The organism is Hymenobacter arcticus (genome assembly GCF_054779975.1).
In genome coordinates, this window is the sequence record NZ_BAAGXF010000006.1 from 216,937 (window position 1) to 236,936 (window position 20,000).

Below are 20,000 nucleotides of genomic sequence, written 5' to 3' on the forward strand. Positions count from 1 at the left end.
AAGGTTAACGGCCCAGTAAGTCTTGATAGATAGCCAGATAGTCGGCCGCGGCCTGCGCCCAGCTAAACTGCCCGGCCTGCGCGCGGGCCTCGGCGGCGCGGGCGGGCGAGTGCCGGGCCAGCCCCGTGGCCAGCGCTTGCCGCATGGCGGCGGGCGCAAAGTCGTCGAAGTAATATGCGGCCGCCCCACCCACCTCGGGCAGCGAGGTGAGGCGGCTCAAAAACACGGGCTTGCCCAGCTGCATGGCCTCCACCACTGGCAGGCCAAAGCCCTCAGCCAGTGAGGGTTGCAAGTAGGCTTGGCAATGCTGGTAATACCAGGTTTTGTCGGCCTCGCTAATGCCGGTGAGCACCGTTACGCGGTCGGCCGCGCCGGCCTGCGCGGCCGCTGCCCGGATGGCCGCCACGTAGTCGGCCTCGGCAAAGCTGCCGGCAATAAGCAGCTCATTGTCATTGCCTTGCAAAAGAGCCGGTAGCACGTGGTAGTTCTTCTTCGCATTGATGGTGCCCAGGGCGAAGAAGAACGGCCGGCGCGGCACGTAGGCCGGTGCGTGGCCGGTGGGCAGGGGCGCCAGGGCCTCCACGCCGCGGCGCACGTAGCGCAGGGGTTGGCGGCCGGTGTAGCCCAGCAGGTCGGCGTGGCGCAGCACGTCCTGGCGCACGAAGTCGGAGATAGTTACCAAGTAATCAGCGCGTTTGATGTTGCGACGCACCATGGCCAGCTGCCGGGTGTAGGTGCGCTCATCGGCGTTTTCGTGCAGAAAATTGAGGTCGTGAATCGTGAGCACCACCTTGGTGAAGGGGCTGGTGGGCACGTACCAGCTCAACTGCGAGGTGGTGTGCCACAGCTGGTAGCCGTAGCTGGGCGGGTTGACGTACTTGTGGAAGCTGCGCTGCGTGAGGTAGCGCACGCCCTGCCGGCCCAGGCCGCCCACCTCGCGGGGTGGCACGTAGCAGGTGAGTTGATAGCGGTGGTTTTGGCGAATGAGCTCGTGGGCCAGCGGCACCACAAAGTGGCTGAAGCCACTGTTGCGGTCCCTAAGCGGCTCACAGTCAAGCAAAATTCGGGGAAGCGACATTTGGTAAGCTGTTAGCTAGTAGCTGATGGCTGTTAGCTTTCGTGTTGGCAAACAAGGAGTTGTGTAGTAGATGAGGTCAGCGTGTTTTCGGCCGAAACCTTGTCGGAAAAGCAACGCGAAAAATCAGGCGGGTTGGGCGCGCGCCCCACTCAGCTGCTGGCCCAGCCGAAGCTGGTCGGCGCGCACCGCTTGGTAGCCGGCGGCCGACACCGGCAGCTCGCCGTACCAGCTGTACTCAAACTGCCGCGTGAGCTGGGCAAACGCCGGGTGGGCGGCTGGGTAGCTGGCGGCCAATTCGAGTAGGTAGGCCTGGTTGGTTTTGTCTGGCTGCCAGGCAATGAGGTCGCGGTCGGTGAGCTGCTTGAGCAGGTGCAGGTAGCCCAGGCGCACGGCCAGGCGCAGGTTGCCGGTGGCCTCGGCCTGGGCAATTGCCTCGGCAAAATTCAGCTCGTGAATGTTCTCCTGAGTGGTATCGTAGGCCAGCGGCCCCCGGCGCGGCGCGCGCCCAAACACCCGCGTGATATCCACTTGCAGCAGCTTGAGCACCGCAAATACTATTCCCGCGCCCAGCAGCCCGTAGATGATGGTGTTCCAGGCCACGCGGCCGCCCGTGGTGCTCTGCACACCGTTTAGCAGCCGAAAGAGCCAAGCTAACAGCCGCTGCCACCAGCTGGCCGTGGCCGGCTCCTCGGCCACCTCGGTGTACTGGAAATCGCGCTGGCCGCGCAGTTCGCGCAGGCGGGCGGCGGCGGGGCGGCGCACCGCCGCGGGGGCCGCCACCTCGGGCGGCAGGGGCGGGGCGGTGGTGGTATCGGCCCGCGCCTGGGCCAGGCGGCGCAGCACCGCGGGCGGCCCCTGCGCCCGGGCTACCGGCGGGCCGCCGGCCGCCAGGGCCAGCAGCAGCAGGGTGCGCCGGCCGCGTTTAGCTAAAGTGATAATGGTTTGCAATTACTTAGCAATCAATAATTAAGTGCTTATCCAAAGCTAAACGCGTATTGCGTAGGCAATAACACATTGAAGCTGTTTAGGAAGTCTGAAAATTTAAAATTGACCGTCATGCTCATCTGGCGTCCACGCAGTGAAGCATCTCTACCGCTTCGTTGAACGGTCCAGATGAAGCGGTAGAGATGCTTCACTGCGTGGACGCCAGATGAGCATGATGGCCTGACGACTTCCTAAACAGCTTCATTGTTAATGGAGTGAACAGCTAACAGCCAACGGCTGGCAACTTAGTATTCGCCTTCCTCGTCGGGCCGGTAGTGGCCCGACTGCGCCACCGGTGCCACCTGGGGCTGGCCCAGCTGGCCCACGAGCAGGCGCAGGCCGTGGCCCTCGCGCTGCTCTACCAGGTTGAAGTACTGAAACACCAGCGCCAGCATGGGCAGGGTATAGGTCATGACGATGCCCACCGCGTAAAAGCACTGGGCCACCAGCCCCAGCACGTCGGAGTTGAGGCCCGGTAGCTGCAACATCTTGCCAAACATGACGGCGTACTGCGGAATGGCAAACACCACGGCCAGCGTCGATTGCAGCAGCGTGGCCACCAGAATGAGGCCAAACGTGGCCCACCAGCGCCCCCGAATAAGCTGAAAGCACCGGCCCACGCTCGCAAACACGCCCCGGTCTTCAAACCACAGCACCGGAAAAAATAAGCTCAGCGCAATGGCGGCGTAAATCACCAGAAAATAAATAATTGGTATCAGCAAAAACCCCCAAGCCAGCCCCGAAGAGCCGGTGCCCAGCATTTTGCTGAGGCCCACGGCCCCGCCTATCAGCGCCAGCACGCCCACCACCAGCGCCACGTAGCTACCCATGAGCAGCCCAATAATGGCCAGCATGCGGCCCATGCGGGCGCGTAGCTCGGCCCACACTTCGGTGGGCGTAACGGGCACGGCGGCCGGCAGCCGCAGCCGCGCCCGCACGTAGCCGTGCACCGTGCCTACAAGCAGCAAAAAAGCCACCATACCGCCCAGCATGGCCAGCCCCAGCCCGCTAAAACCCAGCGCACCAAACTGGGCAAACGGGTTGGTAGTCCTGGGCACAACCCCGGCTCGCTGGGCGGCAAGGGTGTGCCCGGTAAAGTCGAACATGGAATTGGTGAACATGCCCAGCCCAATACCCATGAGCAGGGTGCCGGGCAACACAAAGTAAATCAGGCACTTACCTAGTGTTCGCCAGTGCGCCCCGATAAAATCGAAGGCCGCCGAAATCTTAGCGCCAAAGTCGCGCTCTTGCCAAAAGTCGGCCGGGCTGGTAAAAGTGCTTTTCATGGAGAGAGCAGAAAAAGTAGTGACAACTTATTGACAGAGAATTAGTTGAAATTGGTAAATGCGCTGTAGAGACGCATCTTTGTGTCTCGTCGTTGTTTAGTTGTTTAAGCGTTCACCAACAAGCTGTTCAACGACGAGACGCAAAGATGCGTCTCTACAGCCCGGCGCTAGCTATTGCGGGCCAGGCGCTGCACCCGGCGCGGGTAAATACCAAAGTACCAGCCTATAAACGTCGCCGAGCCGCCGATGATGCTGACACTCAGAGCCAGCGGCATTTCGGTGTGGCGCGTCACGAAGCCTTCGAGGAAGGCGGCCGCCACAATGACGGGCACCAAACCCAGGGCCAGCTTCACGGCGTCGCGGGCGGCGCGGGCCAGCGACTCGCGCCGCGAGTAGGTGCCCGGAAACAGCAGCCCGCCGCCCAAAATGAAGCCCGCCCCGCCGGCCAGCACAATGCTCGGGATTTCGAGCGTGCCGTGAATCCAGATGGTGAGCAGCGAGGGCAGCAGCACGTGCTGCTGATAGAAAAAATACTGGAACGCGCCCAGCATCAGCCCGTTATTCACCAATGAATACAGCGTGCCCAGCCCCAATGTGAGGCCCAGGGCAAAGGTGCGCAGCGCCACCAGCAGGTTATTCATGGCAATGCCCACGAACATCGCCGCCGAGCCGCCCGACTTGTAAATGGCCATGGGGTCGCCGCGCCGGATGTTGGCCAGCGTCTGGTTCACGTAGTCGTCGCCGAGTACCACGCGCAAAAAATCGGCGTCGTAGGCCGCCGATAGCGCCCCCAGCGCCGTGAACAGCACGAATAAGCCCATGGCCCAGGCCAGCGCCACCTGGTGCCGGGCCACCACCAGCGGCACCTCCACCGCCCAAAACTGCGCAATGCGGCGCGGCTGCTCGGCCTTGTTGCGGTACAGTGACTGGTGCAGCCGGCCGGCCAGCGCGTTGAGATACGTGGTGGTATCCGAGCCGGGATAGAAAGTTTGGGCGTAGGCCAGGTCGTCGGTGAGGGCCACGAAGCGGGCGGCCAGCTCGTCGGGCGTGGCGGGCGGGCGGGCATCGTACTGCTGCCAGCGCGCCTGGTTTTGACGCAAAAAAACGGCTTCGCGCATAAGTTGGCGGGGTTAGGGCCTAAAGGTAGGCAGCGGCCGAATACGCACTTAGGTAGAAAGGCGTATTTTTCGGCTCATTTCAGCATAGCGGGCTTTATGGCAACCATTCGCATTCACACCACCCAAAACGTAACGCTCGAATACGAGGTGGCCAGCATCGGCAGCCGCATCGTGGCCACGCTGCTCGATTACCTGATTCTGTTGGCCTGGGGCGGCCTTTGGGTGGCCATTGCCGTGGCCGTGGGTATCAAAGGGGGCCAGCACAGCGACCTCAATTACCGCAACCCAGCCGAGCTGCTGGGCGTGGCCCTGGCCGTGCTGCTGGGCATCATCATCGTGGCCCCGTTTATCTTCTATAACCTGGCTTGTGAGATATTTTTCAACGGCCAGAGCCTGGGCAAAAAGGCCCAGCACCTGCGCGTGGTGCGCCTGGATGGCACCGCGCCGCGCCTCGGCGACTACTTCCTGCGCTGGCTGCTGCGCATCGTCGATTTTGGGTTTGGCTACGGCGTTATTGCCGTTATCACCATTGCCCTCAACGGCAAGGGCCAGCGCCTCGGCGACCTGGCCGCCGGCACCAGCGTTATCAGCCTGCGCGCCCGGCCCGGCCAGCTCACCGACCTGGCCGCGCCCATAGCGCCGGTGGGCTACCAACCGGTATTCGCCCAGGCCGCCGACCTCAGCGACCACGACGTGACCCTGCTGCGCCAGCTGCTGGGCCGCAGCCTGCAGCACGAAAACTACCTGCTGCTGCACGAAACGGCCACCAAAATCAAGCAGCTGCTGCACGTGAGCAGCGACCTGCCCGATGAAGCTTTTCTGCGCACTATTCTGCGCGACCACGCGCACCTGGTAACGCAGGCGTAGTGGGCTGCTAATGAAGCTATTGAGGTAATGAAAACTGGAATAAAACGCCGAGCTTCGGCAACCTCAGGCCGGCATATTACTCCGGCTGCCGTTAATGCCTACGCTACGGGATAGCCCGATAAAAAAAGGCTTACCCACATGTGGGTAAGCCTTTTTGCTTGAAGCGCTAGCGCTACTTCTTAGTTGCGGGTCATAGCCTGGTTGGTAGCCAGCTCGCTGGCCGGAATGGGCCATACGTACAGCGAGTTGTTGGGCTCCACGGCACCCACGGGGCCTTTGCCCGGAATGGTGGCATTGAGGCGCATGAGGTCGTTGTTGCGCAGGCCTTCGCCCAAAAACTCGATGCGGCGTTCTAGTACCAGCGCATCGGCGGCAGCGCTTGCCGAGCCCAGGCCAGTGGCCGTGTAGGCCGTGGCCGCTGAGCGGCTGCGCACGGCGTTGAGTAGCAGCAGGGCCTGGGCATCTACGCTGTTGGTAGAGCGCACGCGGGCCTCGGCCAGGTTGAGCAGCACTTCGGCGTAGCGAATAACCGGGGCCTTATCGGTATAGGGTGTGCCGGTGGGGTATTTCCGCAGGAACGTCTCCGTGCCCGAGCGAACCACAAAATTGGTGCGGCGGGCGTCGGTGGCTTCCCAGCGGGTATCGGCTACGAGGCCCCCGGTGGTAGTGTTCAGGCCATATTCACCGTTGCCGCCCAAAGAGGTAGGTAAGTAGTAATAGGCCAGCTGGTTTTGGGTGCCGGGGGCATCTTGGGCCGTAAAGGGGAAAGCCATAATGCTCTCGGTAGTTTCCTGCGGCGTAGCAAATACGGCTGCTACCGAAGCATTTAGCGCATTGGCTACGCCCGTGGGGGCGGCAAATGGGGCCGTAGCTGGCACTATCTTATTGGCTTCCGTGATAACGTCGGCGTAACGGCCCATGCTCAGGTACACCCGCGTTTTGAGGGCGATGGCCGTGTTGCGGTGCGCCCGCGTCACGTTCAGGGTAGTGGCCGAGGCGCCGTAGGTCAGGGGCAGGTTTTGCTCGGCAAAGGTCAAATCGTCCAAAATCTGGGCGTATACCTCGCCTACCGTGCTACGGGCCAGGTTGTTGTTATCGGAGCCGGTTTCGGCCTTCAGGCGCAGGGGCAGGCCGGGGCGCGTGCCTCCGCCATCGGTGTAGGGCCGGGCGTAGAGCTGGAGCAGCGAATAGTAGCAGAGCGCCCGTAGCAGGCGCGCCTCGCCCCGGTAGCTGAGCACTGTGGTGGCAAAGGTGCTGGGAAAGGTGGGCGCTACAAACTTGCTGGTGTTGGCATCGAGGCCAGCCAAAAACACATTGACTTGGTTGATAGCGCCGTAGCCGTAGGCCCAGGCGTTGGTCACGTCGTTCTGTGACTGCTCGGTCTCCGTGTGGTTCCACACGCTGAGGCCCGTCACGGCATTGGACGTCCGGTTGATGAAGTCGTTGGCCCGGATGTCGCCGTAAATCTGCATGCGGCCTCCCAGGAAGTTACCGGTTTTCACGAAGCTATACAAGCTGTTGACCTGCAAGGCAATCCGGTCGGGTGAGCTGAACACCACCTGGTCCGAAAACTGAATCTGGGGCGAGGGGCTCAGCAAGTCATTCTGGCAAGAGAAGGTACCGAACGCCAGCAAAGCGGTGCATACGACGGCCGTCGTCTTTTTTAGTGCGAATTTCATTATAGAATACGATTAGAAGCCGATGTTGAAGCCTGCGGTGTAGGTGCGGGCCTGGCCCACCGAGTTGCGGTCAACGCCCGCGCCCGTGTTGCTGGCCCCGTTGGTGGAGATTTCGGGGTCGATGCCCGAGTACTTGGTCACCAAAGCTGCATTCTGCACCTGCACATATACGCGGGCGCTGGCCACGCTCAGGCGGCTGAGCAAAGTTGAAGCGAAGGTGTAACCCAACTGCACGTTGCGCAGGCGGGCAAAGTCACCACGCTCCACGTTGGACGACATAATCAGGGCCGAGCCATTCGATACGTTGTCGCCATACACTACGCGGGGGTAGGTGGCGTTGGGTGTTTCGGAGGGCGAAGTCCAGTGGTTTTTGATGTCTGTGGCATTGTTCCAGAAGCGCTGGTCGTGCAGGCCGGCCTTGGTGCCGTTGTAGATATAGTTGCCACCCGAAAACTGGATGAACACACCCAGGTCTAAGCCCTTGTAACGGAAGGTGTTATCCAGGCCACCGTACCAGGTGGGCAACACGGGGCCATAGTACAGGCCGTCGCCGAGCTGCGTGGGGGCCGTGGTGTTGGTGCCATCCGATACCTTGGTCCAGCCCGTCGAGCCGGCGCCGGTGGTGCCCTGGTAGTTGTACTGCACCAGGGTGCCGTCGAGCTTCTTGATGATGCGCTGGCCGTTGGCAGGGTTCACGCCGAGCGACTGCACGGCCAGGATTTCGCCCACCGAGTGGCCCACCTGCGTGTAGTTCACCGTTTCGAGGCCCGAGGTAGCCGTGCCGATGGCCGGCTGGCCCTCGTAGGCCAGCGAGCGGATGCGGTTTTTCAGGGTTGTAATGTTGCCGCTCACCGTCCAGGTAAGGGCCTTGTTCTGGATGGCGTTAAAGCGCAGGCTGATTTCGACACCCTCGTTCGACATGACGCCTACGTTGATCGGGATGATGGTACCCACGTTGGCCGGGCCGTTATTGGGAATGCCCTTGGAAGGGGACTGCGGCACGTCCAGAATCAGGCCATCCACCAAGTTGTGGTAATAAGCGAAGTCGCCCGTCAGGCGGCTCTGGAGCAGGCCAAACGAGAGGCCGACATCCGTTTTTTTGCTTATTTCCCAAGTTACGCTGGTGTTGCCCGCGTTGGCGTAGTAGATATTGGCATTGGCCCCGTACAAGCCTGAACCGTATAATTGGAGCGAGGCGAAGTCTGTAATACCCTGATTGTTGCCTACGTTGCCGAAGCTACCCGTCACTTTTAGGAAATCAATTATCCGGCCCACGCCGGAGTTTTTCCAGAAGTCCTCTTCCGACACGGCGTAGCCCGCCGAAGCGCCGTAGAAGTTACCAAATTTTTTGGCCCAGGCCGAGTAGCCGTCTCGCCGGGCGTTAACGGTTAGTAGGTACTTACGAGCGTAGTTGTAGTTGACGCGGCCAAAGAACGATACCAGGTAACTGGTGCCTTGCGAGTTGCCCGAAGCCGCAATGTTGGTATAGTTACCCTGGAAGGTGGTGAAGAACGGGTCGGCTACCTGGGTGCGGGTGGCACCCCAGCGCAGCACGTCGGTCTTCTGCTGTTCATTGCCGAGCAGTACCGACAGGTTGTGCTTCTCGTTGAAGGTGTGGTCGTACTGCAACGTGTTCTGCCAGTTCCAGCGCTTGTTGGTGCGGTAGTAGTTGCTGGCCGAGCCCCCAGTCGAGAAGCCGTCGCCCGCGATGGCCGTGGCAAACGACTTATCCTCAAACGAGATGTTATCGATACCAAACATAGTGCGTAGGTTTAAACCCTTGATAACTTCATAGTTAGCATAAACGCTGCCCTGAATGGTGTTGTTCTCCGAAGTGAAGTAGTTGTTGTCCAGATCCACTACGGGGTTGTAGTAGCCGGGCAGCAGGGGCGCCTGCGTGGCGCTGGTGGGGTTGATGTTAGCCCCTGGGCCAACGCCCGCGCCGCTCGTGTTGTAGGTACCGTCGGGGTTGTAGGCCGAGATGTTGGGGGGCAGCACCAGGGGCAGGCGGCCCAGGCCGGCCGTGCCGAAAGCACCATCGGCTACCGAGCCCGAGTTGGGGGCCGCATTGCGCGAGTTGGAGTAGTTGAAGCGCACGCCCGTGGTGAAGCGGTTGAACAGCGTGTGGTCCACGTTAACGCGGGCGGCGTAGCGGCGGAAGTCGTTGTTTTGCAACATGCCCTTCTGGTTCGAGTAGTTCACCGACGTGTAGTAGGTGGTCTTATCCGTGCCGCCCGAGAAGTTCAGGTTGTGGTTGGTCGACACGCCCGTGCGGTAGATGTAGTCGTACCAGCGCGTGTCCACCACGTTGCCATTGGCGTCCAGGGTAGGCTTAAAGCTGTTCTCATTATTGGTGGCGGGTTGCCCAATTGCCCGGCGGTTGGCGTTCAGGTTCGCAACGGCCTCGTTCTTAATGGTCATGTAATCGGCCGCGTTCAGCACGTCGTAGAGGCGCACGGGCTTGGTAACGCCCACCCAGGTATCGTAGGAGATGTGGCCCTGGCCTTTTTTGCCCCGCTTGGTGGTTACCAGGATAATACCGCCCGCGGCCCGCGAGCCGTAGATGGCGGTGGCCGAAGCATCCTTCAGCACGTCCACGCTCTCAATGTCTTCGGGGTTGATGCTGGCGAGTGGGTTGTTGGGCACGTTGCCCACGGCCGAGTTATTGCCCGAGTAAGTAGGAATACCGTCGATAACGAATAGCGGCGACGAGCTCAATGAAATCGAGTTCACGCCCCGGATGCGGATAACGGGTGGGTTGTTCAGCACGCCGTTGGGAGTGGTGATGTTCACGCCCGGCGCGCGGCCCTGCAAAGCCTGGTCGAAGCTCTGCACTGGGGCCGTGGCAATCTCTTTGCCCGAAATGGTAGCCACCGAGCCCGTAAGGTCGCGGCGCGACTGCGTGCCGTAGCCCACCACCACCACCTCGTCGAGGCCGGTTTCGGTGCTTGCCATCGCCACATTGATAGTGCCTTGGTTGCCAATGGCTACCTGCTTGGTATCGTAGCCCACGTAGGAGAAAATGAGGGTAGTGGCCGAGGTAGGTACCGATAAGTCGTACTTGCCATCGGCATTGGTAGAGGTACCCAGGCTGGTGCCTTTTACCAATACCGTAACGCCGGGAATGCCCGCGCCATCAGCCCCGGCTACCGTTCCCGATACGGAGCGGTTCTGCGCTTTTAGGTCAGTTGCCGTCAGTGCAAAGACCAGTGAGAAAAACAAAAGTAAGAGTTTTTGCATGGGTAGGTTTTGTGAACGTAAAGTGAAAACTAACTCGGCGAATATACTGGCGTAATTTGGGCATCTGCACGTATTCTTGTTGAATAAAGGTCTTTTACTAAGGCTTTTATAGATGTGGATGATGTGTAACAAATTGATTAACAATAAATTAATCTTGGAAAAATAACTTTGTACTAAGTAATGAAAAAAGTTACTTAATGAAGGAGTAAGTGAACGCTTACCAGTAAAGTGCTATCAGTCAGGGTGAAATCACGGGTTATAGCGCTATGTTTAAAAGCTTTTTTAGGACCGCTTTGGTTAGTCAGCAACGCCCTAACCCAAAAAGAAAGGCCGGCCCCACACGGGGCCGGCCTTTCTTATAGTATCTATTTCTTGAGCCGAACGACTACTCGGTGAGGGCAACCTGGCGGGTGCCGGCGGCCTGACCATCGAAGCTGAGGCGGAAGAGGTAGAGGCCGGGGGCCTGGCCGTGGCGGCTCCAGCGCAGGGTCTGGGGGCCGGCGGCGAGCTGGCCGGCGTCCACCTTATCCACCGTGCGGCCGAGGGCGTCGGTCACCGTGAGCTCCACGTGGGCGGCGCGGGGCAGGCCAAAGCTGAGGCTGGTGGCGCTGGCGGCGGGGTTGGGGAACAGGGTGAAGGTGGTAGCTAGCTCGCTGGGGCGGCTGGCCGTAACCACGCCGGTAGCGCCGGCAATGGCAATGTCGCGGGCGGCAATGCCGTTGCCGATGGCTCCCACCAACGTGACCATGCCAGTGGTCAGGTTCACGGTGTAGAGCGACGTGCTGGCCGAGGTGCCGGTGTTGGCCACCAGGTAGGCGGTGTTCACACCCACGCCGGTGCTGTAAATATCGAGGTCTACGTTGGGGGCAGTGGCGTTCACCGTGATGCCCGAGGTGCCCACGTTGTTGAGCGTACCATCGTTGGGAGGCAGCTGGGTATTGAGCGTATTAAGTAGCTCATCGTAGTCGTAGAGCGTGGTGCCCGACGTAGCAGTAGCCCCCATGAAGCTATTAGTATACGCCGCGGCCCCGATGCTGGGCGTAGCCGTGCCCGTGGCGTAAGCCAGCTGGCCATCGGTGGCGGCAATCGTGCCATCAATCGGGTTGAGGCGGTAGTTGGTGCGATTGGCACCCACCACCCGGATGCGGTCCACGGTGGGGTTGAAGTCGAAGCCAATGCTGCCCGTGCCCAGCTCCAGGCGAATGGCGGCGCTTACTGGTACAGCCACGCCCGAAGCCCCGTTGAGGGTATAAATCTGCGCGTTGGCCACGCCGGCGGCGGCGGCGCTGTTGTAGCCCAGGGCATACAGCGTGTTGGTGAGCGGGCGCACATCCAGGCCTACCAGGGTTTGGGTAGCGTCCATGCCCGTGATGCCCGTTGAGGTGCGAATGGTGGTAGGCACGGCGGTATCAAACGTGAGCAGGTTGGTGCCGGCCAGGGCGTAGGCCAACTGCCCCATTACGGCCGGCAGCGTGGCCGGGCGGTCAATAGCAAACGCAATGTCGGTCACCAGCGTACCGGCCGGGCCCACGGCTCCTACGGCCACCATGTTGGCCCCCGTGATAAAATCGAGGGTGTACAACTGAGTGGTAGGCGCGGCGGCCGTGCCGCTGGCAATGGTCAGGTAGGCCGCGTTGGCGCGGGTGGTCGGGCTAAAGTAAATGTCTAGGTCGGTAGCCAGGGCCGTGGACGTGTTGACCGTCAGCGCCGTGCGGCTGTTGAGGGTGCCATCGTTGGGCGGGTTCTGCACCGTGTAGAGGCTCTTGGCCTCATCAATGTCATAGAGCACCGTAGTAGTAGCCCCAATGAACGAGTTGCCGTAGGCCACCGACCCGATAACGGGCGTTTGGCCGGCGTTGGCGTCGGCAGGCACCACGGGGTTAGCCGTGGGGTTGCCGGGGTTGTAGTTGAGTGGTAAGTCGGTGGCGGCCAGCGCGCCGTTGTTGGGGTTGAGGCGGTAGTTGGTGTTGTTGCTGCCCGTTACCCGGATGCGGTCCACGGTGGGGTTAAAGTCGAAGCCAATCCGGTTGGTGGTGGTACCCAGGTTGAGGGTGGTGAGCGCGGCACCCACGGCCGTGAGGGCGCCGGTAGTGGCGTTCAGGCTATAAAGCTGCGACTGCGTACCGGTGGGGTTGTAACCCAGCGCAAACAGCTGGCCCGTGTTGGGGCGGGTGTCGAGGCCCACCAGGGTTTGGCCGGTAGTGAGGCCCGTCACCGGCAGCGTAGCCGTGAACGTGCCGGGGGCCGTTGCGCTAAACGTAACCAGGCTAACAGCACCTGCCGTGCCCACCGAGAGGCCATAAACGGTTTGGGCGGCGGCGGGCAGGGCCGTGGCCCCGGCTAGTAGCAAGCCTAGCGCCAAGCCGCGGCGGGTAGCTGCCCCAAAATCGAAAGTAGAAAGTGTACGCATGAACTGGTAAGAGGGGGAAAGGATGAAATTCAGTAAGTTGCCCAGCTAACTGAGCTTAAACTTAGTCCCACTTACGCCAAAACATACCAGGTCGGATGAACACTTTATGAATTTTAATTCGAATTTAATGCGCTGCTTCTCACTGCTTACCGAACCCAACCAGCGCAGCTAGCTGCGCGCCGGTTTCCGTCAGCCGCAGGCTGAGGCCCAGGCCCTGCGCCAGCCGGCCGGCTATCCAGAGGCCCAGGCCGGTGCCGGGGGCCAGCGGGTCGGCTTGGTACCAGGCGGTGGTGAGCTGCGCCAGGCGCGAACCCAGTGGCGCGGCCAGGGTATTGGCTACCTCCACGGTGGGGCCCCAGCCGGCCGCCGCGGCCCGCAGCCGCAGCACCACGGGGGTGCCGGGCGCGCCGTGCTTGCGGGCATTGTCAAGCAGGTTGAGCAGGATGGTGGTCAGCTGGTCGGCATCGGTGTCGGCGCTCAGGCTGGCGGCGTCGGCTTCCTCGGGCAGCTCAATAGTGAGCAGCCGCCCGGCCGCCCGAAAGCGCGGCAGCTCGCGGTCGGCCAGGGTAAGCACCAGCTCATCAAGCGCCAGCAGCTGGCGGCGCACGGGTGGGGCCGCGCCCGCGCCCAGCCGGCCTACCAATAGAAAGTCATCGACCAGGCGGCCCAGGCGGGCCAGCTCGGCATCGTGGCCGGCCAGGGCGGCGCGGGTGGCGGCGGGCAGCGCCGGGTCGCGGCCGCTCACGTCGAGGCCAGTTTGCAGGGTGGCCAGCGGCGTGCGCAGCTCGTGGGCCGCCGCCGCCAGAAAATTAGCCTGCGCCGTGGCCTGCTCTGATAATCTGGCTAATAATTGATTGAGCGTTTCGGCGAGCTCTTGCACTTCATCGCCGGTGGCGGGCACCGGCAAGGGCCGGATATCCTGCGCCTGCTGAATGCGGCGGGCCTGCGCTGCCATGCGCCGCAGCGGCCGCAGCACCACGCCCGCCACCAGCGGGGCCAGCGCGCCCGCCAGCATCAGGCTGCCCAGCAGCCCCAGCAGCAGCGTGCGCCGCACCCGCGCCACGGCTTGGTTGAGGGGCGCGGCGGGGTGGGCCAGCCACAGCGTGAGTTGGCCAGTGGCCGCTGCCTCAGCAGCGCCGGGGCCGGGGGGGGCGGCGGCGCGGCCCACGGCCACCACCCGGCGCGGCCCCAGCGGCCGGCCCGGTGCCTTGGGCGGGGGCAGCGCCGGCCCCGCCCCGCCCGGAAACTGCGCCGACCGAAACAGCTCGCGCGCCGGCTGGCCCTCCTCGGCAAACGCCACGCGCATTACCTCGCCCTGCTGGTCGGGTAGCGGTAGGGTGGGCAGCGGGTCGAGGGTCACGCGGCTCAGCAGCTCCTGGGCGCGGGCGCGCAGCAGCTCATCATCGGCGTGGGTGAGCTGCTGGCGCAGGCTGCGGTACTGGTAGCCGCCTGCCGCCAGCGTGGCCAGCCCCAGCACCAGCCCAAACACCAGCAGCAATTGCCCGCGCAGCCCCAGCCGCCACCCGCGCCGCGCCGGCGGCTCGGTAGTAATTCCCTGCGAATCAGCTAGTTCTACATTCATCATTCCAACTTTCTAATTCCGCAGCCGGTAGCCTTGCCCAATCACGGTTTCGAGTAGGGCCGGGGCGGGGGCAAAGTCGCGGTCCAGCTTGCGGCGCAGCTGCGAAATGTGCACCTCAATCACATTGGAGCCCATGTCGTAGTCCACGTCCCACACTTTTTCGGCGAGGCGGGTTTTGCTCACCACCCGGCCGGCATTGCGCAGCAGCAGCTCCAACACCGCAAACTCGCGGTTGGTGAGGCTGAGGGTTTTGCCGGCGCGCGTCACCACGCGGCCCAGCGGGTCGAGCACCAGGTCGGCCAGGTGCAGGGCGTCGGCCCCGGCTGGCCCGGCCGTTTTGCGCCCGATGATATGCAGGCGCGCCAGCAGCTCATCAAAGGCGAAAGGCTTGCGCAGGTAGTCCACGGCCCCAGCTTCGAGGCCGCCCACCACGTGCTTGCTATCGGTTAAGGCGCTGACAATGAGCACGGGCGTGGCAATGCCAAACTCGCGCAGGTTGCGTAGCACGTCGAGGCCGCTCTGGCCGGGCAGCATCAGGTCGAGCAAAATGGCGTCGTAGGGCGTGGTGGCGGCGCGCTCCAGGCCCGCGGGGCCGGTGGCGGCCACGTCGGCCACGTGGCCGGCCTGGGTGAGGCCCTGCTGAATAAAGCCGGCCAGCCGGGCTTCGTCTTCGACTACAAGAATGCGCACGTAAGTAAGTACTTGATTAAAAACTAGTTAATAAAATCGGCTTGCTTTGCCCAAAACTCGAAACGTCAGCCGAATGAATCCGGCTGACGCTTCAAGATAAAACACTGATAATTAGCGGGCTAAATATTTATTGCCGCCGAGCGTCAGGGTTTCGGCGCGCACCACACGGATAGGGGTAGTAGTGGCCAGCGCCTCACCGCTATGGGCGGTGCGCAGCGTGCCGGTAGCCTCAATGCTGGCGCCGGCGGTCAACTTGTCGGCGAGCTGCTCCACGGTGCGGGGCGAGAGCTGCAAGATGCTTTGGTCGCTCAGCAGCAGGCTCTTGACTTCGCCCCGGGGGCCGCGCCGCACCTGGCTGATGGTGCCGCGCACGGTGGTCGATTCCTCAGTAGGGGCGGTGGTGGGGCGCACGGGCGGCGTGTCGCGCACCGTTTGGCTGCCGCTGGTCAAACTCACGAAGTGAAAGCGGCTGCGGTCATCGGGCCCCGCCTGCCGGAAACCCGTGACGGTGAGGCTGCTACCGGCCTTCACGGCGTTGGTGAGCTGCTGGCCCAGGTGACGCGGAAAGTGGATGGTATCGGCCGCCGCGCCGCCCTCGGGGCGCAGCACGAAGGCATCGTACACCTGCTCGTCATTGCGGGCCTGGTAGCTGGTGAGCGTGCCGCGCATGTCGGTCAGCACCTGGGCCTGGCCGCCGCGAGGGCCGCCGTCGGGGCCGTTCGGCCCCCCCTTGGGGCCGCCGGGGCCGGGGCCGCCGGGGCCGCCGGGGCCGCGCTCACCGCGGGGGCCACCGGCCGGCGGCGGAGGCGGGGGGCCGGCCGGGCCGCCGGCGGGCGGAGCCATGCCGGGCAGTGGGGCTGGTACAGCGGCAGCAGATTTGGCCGATTTGGATGACTTGGTTTTGGTCTTGACAACCGTTTGTTGGGCGTGGGCGGCGGGGCCGGCCAGCAGGAGGGCAGCCAGCAGGGCTACCGCAGAAAACGACTTTTTCATGGTACTGGGATAGAAAAATTAGAAGCGTTGAGGAGTTCGTCGAGAGGCTCCGGTTGCCCTTTTGACCCTACAAAATTTCTACCGCCCCCTGAGTATAAGCTTAAGGACACATTAATTTTTCTTCAGGTTGGGTCTTTAGGTTGGTGGCCGCTCCGGTCCGCCGGCGCTAGCCGGCCGACCGGTTTACTATGCTAGGCGTGTCAACGACAACCGGTCGGCCGGCCAGCGCCGGCGGACCGGAGCGGCCAGCCAACTCAACCCCGGCAGCCTGCCTAACGTCTACTCGGATAGCCTCTCAGCCATCTGCCGCACGGGAAAAACCAAAAAAGCACGTCAATAACTGAGGGTATCAGCTTGACGTGCTTTTCTAAATCAGGTTATTACCGCTACCTAGCTGGCCACGGTAGGCTTGCGGCGGGCGGGCTTGGTACCGGGCTGGCGCTCCTCGCCCTGGGCTAGTAGCTCGTCGTCGCGCTCGGTCTTTTTGGGTATCCAGCTCACGCCGTAGAGGTCCTTGCGGCGGTCGCGCAGGTTGCGCACCGCACCGCTGGTATTCAGGTCCTTCAACAAGTCGAGGTCGAGGTCGGCGATGAGGGTCATCTCCGTGTTGGGCGTGGCCTCGGCCACGATGGCGTCGTGCGGGAAGGCGAAGTCGCTGGGGCTGAACACGGCCGACTGCGAGTATTGAATGTCCATGTTCTCGACGCGCGGCAGGTTGCCCACCGAGCCCGTAATGGCCACGTAGCACTCGTTTTCGATGGCCCGGGCCTGGGCGCAGATGCGCACGCGCTGGTAGGCGTTCTTGGTGTCGGTCCAGAAGGGCACGAACAGGATTTTCATCCCCTCGTCGCTGAGAATGCGGCTTAGCTCCGGAAACTCCACATCGTAGCACACCAGGATGCCGATTTTGCCAAAATCCGTGTCGAAGCACTTGATTTTGTCGCCGCCGCGCATGCCCCAGTAGCTGGCCTCGTCGGGGGTCACGTGCAGCTTGTACTGCTCATCCACAGTGCCGTCGCGGCGGCACAAGTAGCTCACGTTGTAGAGCTTACCATCTTCGTACACGGGCATTGAGCCGGCGATTACGTTGATGTTGTGGCTCACGGCCAGCTCCATCATGCGCACTTTGATGGGCTCGGTGAAGGCCGCCATGCCCCGGATGGCCGCCGACGCCGATTTCTCGTTGGTGAGGGCCATCATGGGCGCGTTGAAAAACTCCGGAAACAACACGCAGTCAGCCTTGTAGCCACTCACGGTATCCACGAAGAACTCAATTTGCTGGAAGAAATCTTCCAAGCTATTGGTGGCCCGCATCTGCCACTGCACAATGCCGATGCGCACGTTCGACTTCTGGTTGCCGATGAGTTTGTCGAATTCCTCATCGTAGTAGACATTAATCCACTCCAACAGCGTGGCATACGCCTTTGATTCCGAGTCGTAGGGCAGGTAGCCGCGGATGATTTTACGCACGTAAAACTCGTTCGAGAGCTGGAACGTGAGGATGGGGTCCACGAGCTCCTTGTTGCGCACCATTTCTACGTACTTGGCGGGCGTCATGTCGCTGGCGTAGGCGGCGTAGCCGGGAATGCGGCCGCCGGCTACCATGGCGCGCAGGTTCAGGTTTTCGCACAGCTCCTTGCGGGCGTCGTAGAGACGGCGGCCCAGGCGCAGGCTGCGGTACTCGGGGTCCACAAACACGTCGACGCCGTACAGGGTATCGCCGTCCGAGTCGTGGGTATCAAACTTGCCGTTGCCGGTGATTTTGGCGTAGGTATGCTTGTCACCAAACTTGTTGTAGTCCACGATGATAGCCAGGGCGGCGGCCACCAGGCGGCCGTTGTCCTCAATGCCAATCTGACCCTCCGGAAACTTACGGATAAGCGCCGCAAACTCGTCGGCCGCCCAGGCGCCTTCCATGTTGGAATACACCTTGTCCATGATTTCCTCAATGGCCTTGAAATCGGAGCGGCGCAGCTGGCGCAGTACCAATTTGTGGGCCGGCACGGCGGTGGGCGTGAGGCGCTCGTCGAGCACGGGCTTGCCGGTTTTCTTGTGGTGAGCACCGCCAGGAGCGGCCTTTGTGCTAGCAGAAGTAGCCATAAATACGGGTAGAATCAACAAAAAATAACTGGCCAACCGCAAGGTCAGCCAGCTAGTTAAACCACGTTTAGCCCAAAAAAGATGCGTCGGCCCGCTATTCGCGCACCACGCGCTGGGTAGTAGTGCCCTGGTTGGTTTGCAGCGTGAGTAGCGCCATGCCCCGAAAGGTGCCAAATACTTCGGCTCCCAGCGTGGCCTCGCCAGCCGGCGCCGGCAGCCCCACCGCAAACAGCCGCCGCCCCAATAAATCAGTGCCCACCACGGTAAGCGGACCGCCGCCGGCCGGCACCGCCAGCCGCAGCGCCGTGCCCACGGCCGAAGGGTTGGGGTAGGTGCTGAAGCCGGCCGCACCAGCCGCATTACGGGCGGCCAGCGGCACCACGCGGCGAAAAACATCGCGGTATTCCACGCCCGAAACTACTTCGCGGCCCGCCACAGTGGTCGTCGTGATAGTAAGCACCGGCACGTGAATACCTTTGGCCAACCACTTGTACTCGTGCGTAATAGGTAGCGTAAGCACCTGGCTGGTGCCGCTTACCACCAGGCTATCGTGGTCGGTAATAGTAGTCACCACGCGCACGGTCTGGAACGTGCCGAAGGGCGTAGTCAGCGTGCCCCAGGCATCGGCCTGGCTGCGGCGCTCACGCTTCTGGCTGAAGTAGCCGGTGGCAGCCAGCGAGGCCGGCGTGGTGAGTAGCGAATTGCTAACGTCGGGCGCGCTGGCGTAGCTGAGCGGGAAGCGGTAGATTATATCCTGCTGACTTCTAGTAGTATAGGTTACGGGCACGGCCGTGCCGTTGAGAGTGCCCCCATAGCCTACCAGCCGAAAATCGGCGGCCGACACGGCCGAAAACTCCAGCGGGTCGCTGATGGGCAGCAGCGCGCCCGCCACCGGCAGGGCGCGCGGGGTTACCAGCGTGGCCCGGCTGTCGGGGCTAAAGGGGCTATTGAACGTGAGTTGCAGCAGCAGCCCGGCGGCCGTGCTCACGGCGGCGTAGCGCTCCACACGCTGCGACGTATTAGCTAAACCCGCGTAGTTCCAGTTTTGGTTGGCCCCGTTGCGGGTGAGTAGCGGGGCGCTAACGGGCAACGTAGTAGCGGCCTGGCTGAGCCGGAGCGAGTCGCCCACCACCGGCATGTCGGCCGCCGTGATGCTGGGCGAGGTTTGGGCCAGGGCACTCCCGGCTACCAGCGTAAACGAGAGAAGTAGCGAGTAGCGAAGCATAGGCCAGCGGGTTAGTCAAGAGTTGGTTGTCAGCCTAAAGCTAAAGCCCGCCCGCTGGTTTTGCACAATTGGCGCGGGCTACACGCCCGTCATTTCGGGCACCTCCTCGTCGGGCACGGGCACCACCAGGCGGCCGGCGGTGGCCGCCCGTATCTGAGCCACGCTCACGCCGGGGGCGCGCTCACGCAGCACAAAGCCGTCGGGCGTCACGTCGAGCACGGCCAGCTCGGTTACTATTTTCTTCACGCAGTGCAGGCCCGTGATTGGTAATGTGCAGTCAGGCAATAACTTAGAAGAGCCATCGCGCGCCACATGCTGCATGGCCACGATAATGTTTTTGGCCGAGGCCACTAGGTCCATCGCGCCGCCCATGCCCTTCACCATCTTGCCCGGAATCTTCCAATTGGCAATGTCGCCGCGCTCGCTCACCTCCATCGCGCCCAGAATGGTGAGGTCCACGTGCTCGCCCCGAATCATGCCAAACGAATCGGCCGATGAGAAGAGTGACGAGCCCGGCAGCGTGGTCACCGTTTGTTTGCCCGCGTTGATGAGGTCGGGGTCTACCTCGCTCTCCGTCGGGAAAGGCCCCATGCCGAGCAGCCCGTTTTCGGATTGCAGCTCCACGTCGATACCGGCCGGTAAGTAATTGGCCACCAACGTCGGAATGCCAATGCCCAGGTTCACGTAGGAGTTATGCTGTACTTCTTGCGCGATGCGCTTGGCGATGCCGTGTTTGTCTAACATGGGG

General features: G+C 62.4%; 14 protein-coding genes. 1 reads left to right on the forward strand and 13 read right to left on the reverse strand.

What is annotated here, in order from left to right; translation table 11 throughout:
* Positions 1 to 4: 4 nt before the first annotated feature.
* From ACYVGC_RS12880 to ACYVGC_RS12895, 4 genes are all read right to left on the reverse strand, one after another.
* A complete protein-coding gene (locus tag ACYVGC_RS12880) occupies positions 5 to 1,078 on the reverse strand; it encodes a glycosyltransferase family 4 protein (protein WP_460584234.1) in 1,074 nt (357 codons plus the stop codon).
* Positions 1,079 to 1,201: 123 nt separating this feature from the next.
* Entirely contained in the window at positions 1,202 to 2,026 is an 825-nt protein-coding gene (locus ACYVGC_RS12885) for a DUF4129 domain-containing protein (protein WP_460584235.1), read from the reverse strand.
* Positions 2,027 to 2,307: 281 nt separating this feature from the next.
* Positions 2,308 to 3,348 (reverse strand): DUF7544 domain-containing protein, encoded by a 1,041-nt coding sequence (locus ACYVGC_RS12890; protein ID WP_460584236.1) that lies wholly within the window; start codon positions 3,346 to 3,348, stop codon positions 2,308 to 2,310.
* Positions 3,349 to 3,515: 167 nt separating this feature from the next.
* Complete coding sequence (locus tag ACYVGC_RS12895; protein ID WP_460584237.1) at positions 3,516 to 4,466, reverse strand: stage II sporulation protein M; 951 nt, start codon at positions 4,464 to 4,466, stop codon at positions 3,516 to 3,518.
* Positions 4,467 to 4,562: 96 nt separating this feature from the next.
* Between ACYVGC_RS12895 and ACYVGC_RS12900 the strand changes: the two genes are divergently transcribed.
* Entirely contained in the window at positions 4,563 to 5,333 is a 771-nt protein-coding gene (locus ACYVGC_RS12900) for an RDD family protein (RefSeq protein ID WP_460584238.1), read from the forward strand.
* 179 nt (positions 5,334 to 5,512) lie between these two features.
* Here ACYVGC_RS12900 and ACYVGC_RS12905 read toward each other — a convergent pair whose 3' ends face one another.
* The 9 genes from ACYVGC_RS12905 to ACYVGC_RS12945 form a co-directional block, all read right to left on the reverse strand.
* Complete coding sequence (locus tag ACYVGC_RS12905) at positions 5,513 to 7,012, reverse strand: RagB/SusD family nutrient uptake outer membrane protein (RefSeq protein WP_460584239.1); 1,500 nt, start codon at positions 7,010 to 7,012, stop codon at positions 5,513 to 5,515.
* A 12-nt stretch (positions 7,013 to 7,024) separates the two neighbouring features.
* Positions 7,025 to 10,252: a SusC/RagA family TonB-linked outer membrane protein gene (locus ACYVGC_RS12910; protein ID WP_460584240.1), complete on the reverse strand. Its 3,228-nt coding sequence runs from the start codon at positions 10,250 to 10,252 to the stop codon at positions 7,025 to 7,027.
* Positions 10,253 to 10,637: 385 nt separating this feature from the next.
* Positions 10,638 to 12,662, reverse strand: coding sequence for a DUF4394 domain-containing protein (locus ACYVGC_RS12915; RefSeq protein WP_460584241.1), 2,025 nt, complete (start codon positions 12,660 to 12,662; stop codon positions 10,638 to 10,640).
* A gap of 139 nt (positions 12,663 to 12,801) precedes the next feature.
* Positions 12,802 to 14,247, reverse strand: coding sequence for a HAMP domain-containing sensor histidine kinase (locus ACYVGC_RS12920; RefSeq protein ID WP_460584242.1), 1,446 nt, complete (start codon positions 14,245 to 14,247; stop codon positions 12,802 to 12,804).
* 9 nt (positions 14,248 to 14,256) lie between these two features.
* Positions 14,257 to 14,934, reverse strand: coding sequence for a response regulator transcription factor (locus tag ACYVGC_RS12925; protein WP_460584243.1), 678 nt, complete (start codon positions 14,932 to 14,934; stop codon positions 14,257 to 14,259).
* Between the two features lie 111 nt (positions 14,935 to 15,045).
* Positions 15,046 to 15,927: an OB-fold nucleic acid binding domain-containing protein gene (locus ACYVGC_RS12930; protein WP_460584244.1), complete on the reverse strand. Its 882-nt coding sequence runs from the start codon at positions 15,925 to 15,927 to the stop codon at positions 15,046 to 15,048.
* 390 nt (positions 15,928 to 16,317) lie between these two features.
* Positions 16,318 to 17,865: a GNAT family N-acetyltransferase gene (locus ACYVGC_RS12935; protein WP_460584280.1), complete on the reverse strand. Its 1,548-nt coding sequence runs from the start codon at positions 17,863 to 17,865 to the stop codon at positions 16,318 to 16,320.
* Between the two features lie 256 nt (positions 17,866 to 18,121).
* Positions 18,122 to 19,252 (reverse strand): hypothetical protein, encoded by a 1,131-nt coding sequence (locus ACYVGC_RS12940; RefSeq protein ID WP_460584245.1) that lies wholly within the window; start codon positions 19,250 to 19,252, stop codon positions 18,122 to 18,124.
* A gap of 78 nt (positions 19,253 to 19,330) precedes the next feature.
* Positions 19,331 to 19,996 carry a sugar phosphate isomerase family gene (locus tag ACYVGC_RS12945; protein ID WP_460584246.1) on the reverse strand — a complete coding sequence of 222 codons (666 nt, stop codon included), beginning with the start codon at positions 19,994 to 19,996 and terminating at the stop codon, positions 19,331 to 19,333.
* Positions 19,997 to 20,000: the final 4 nt, after the last annotated feature.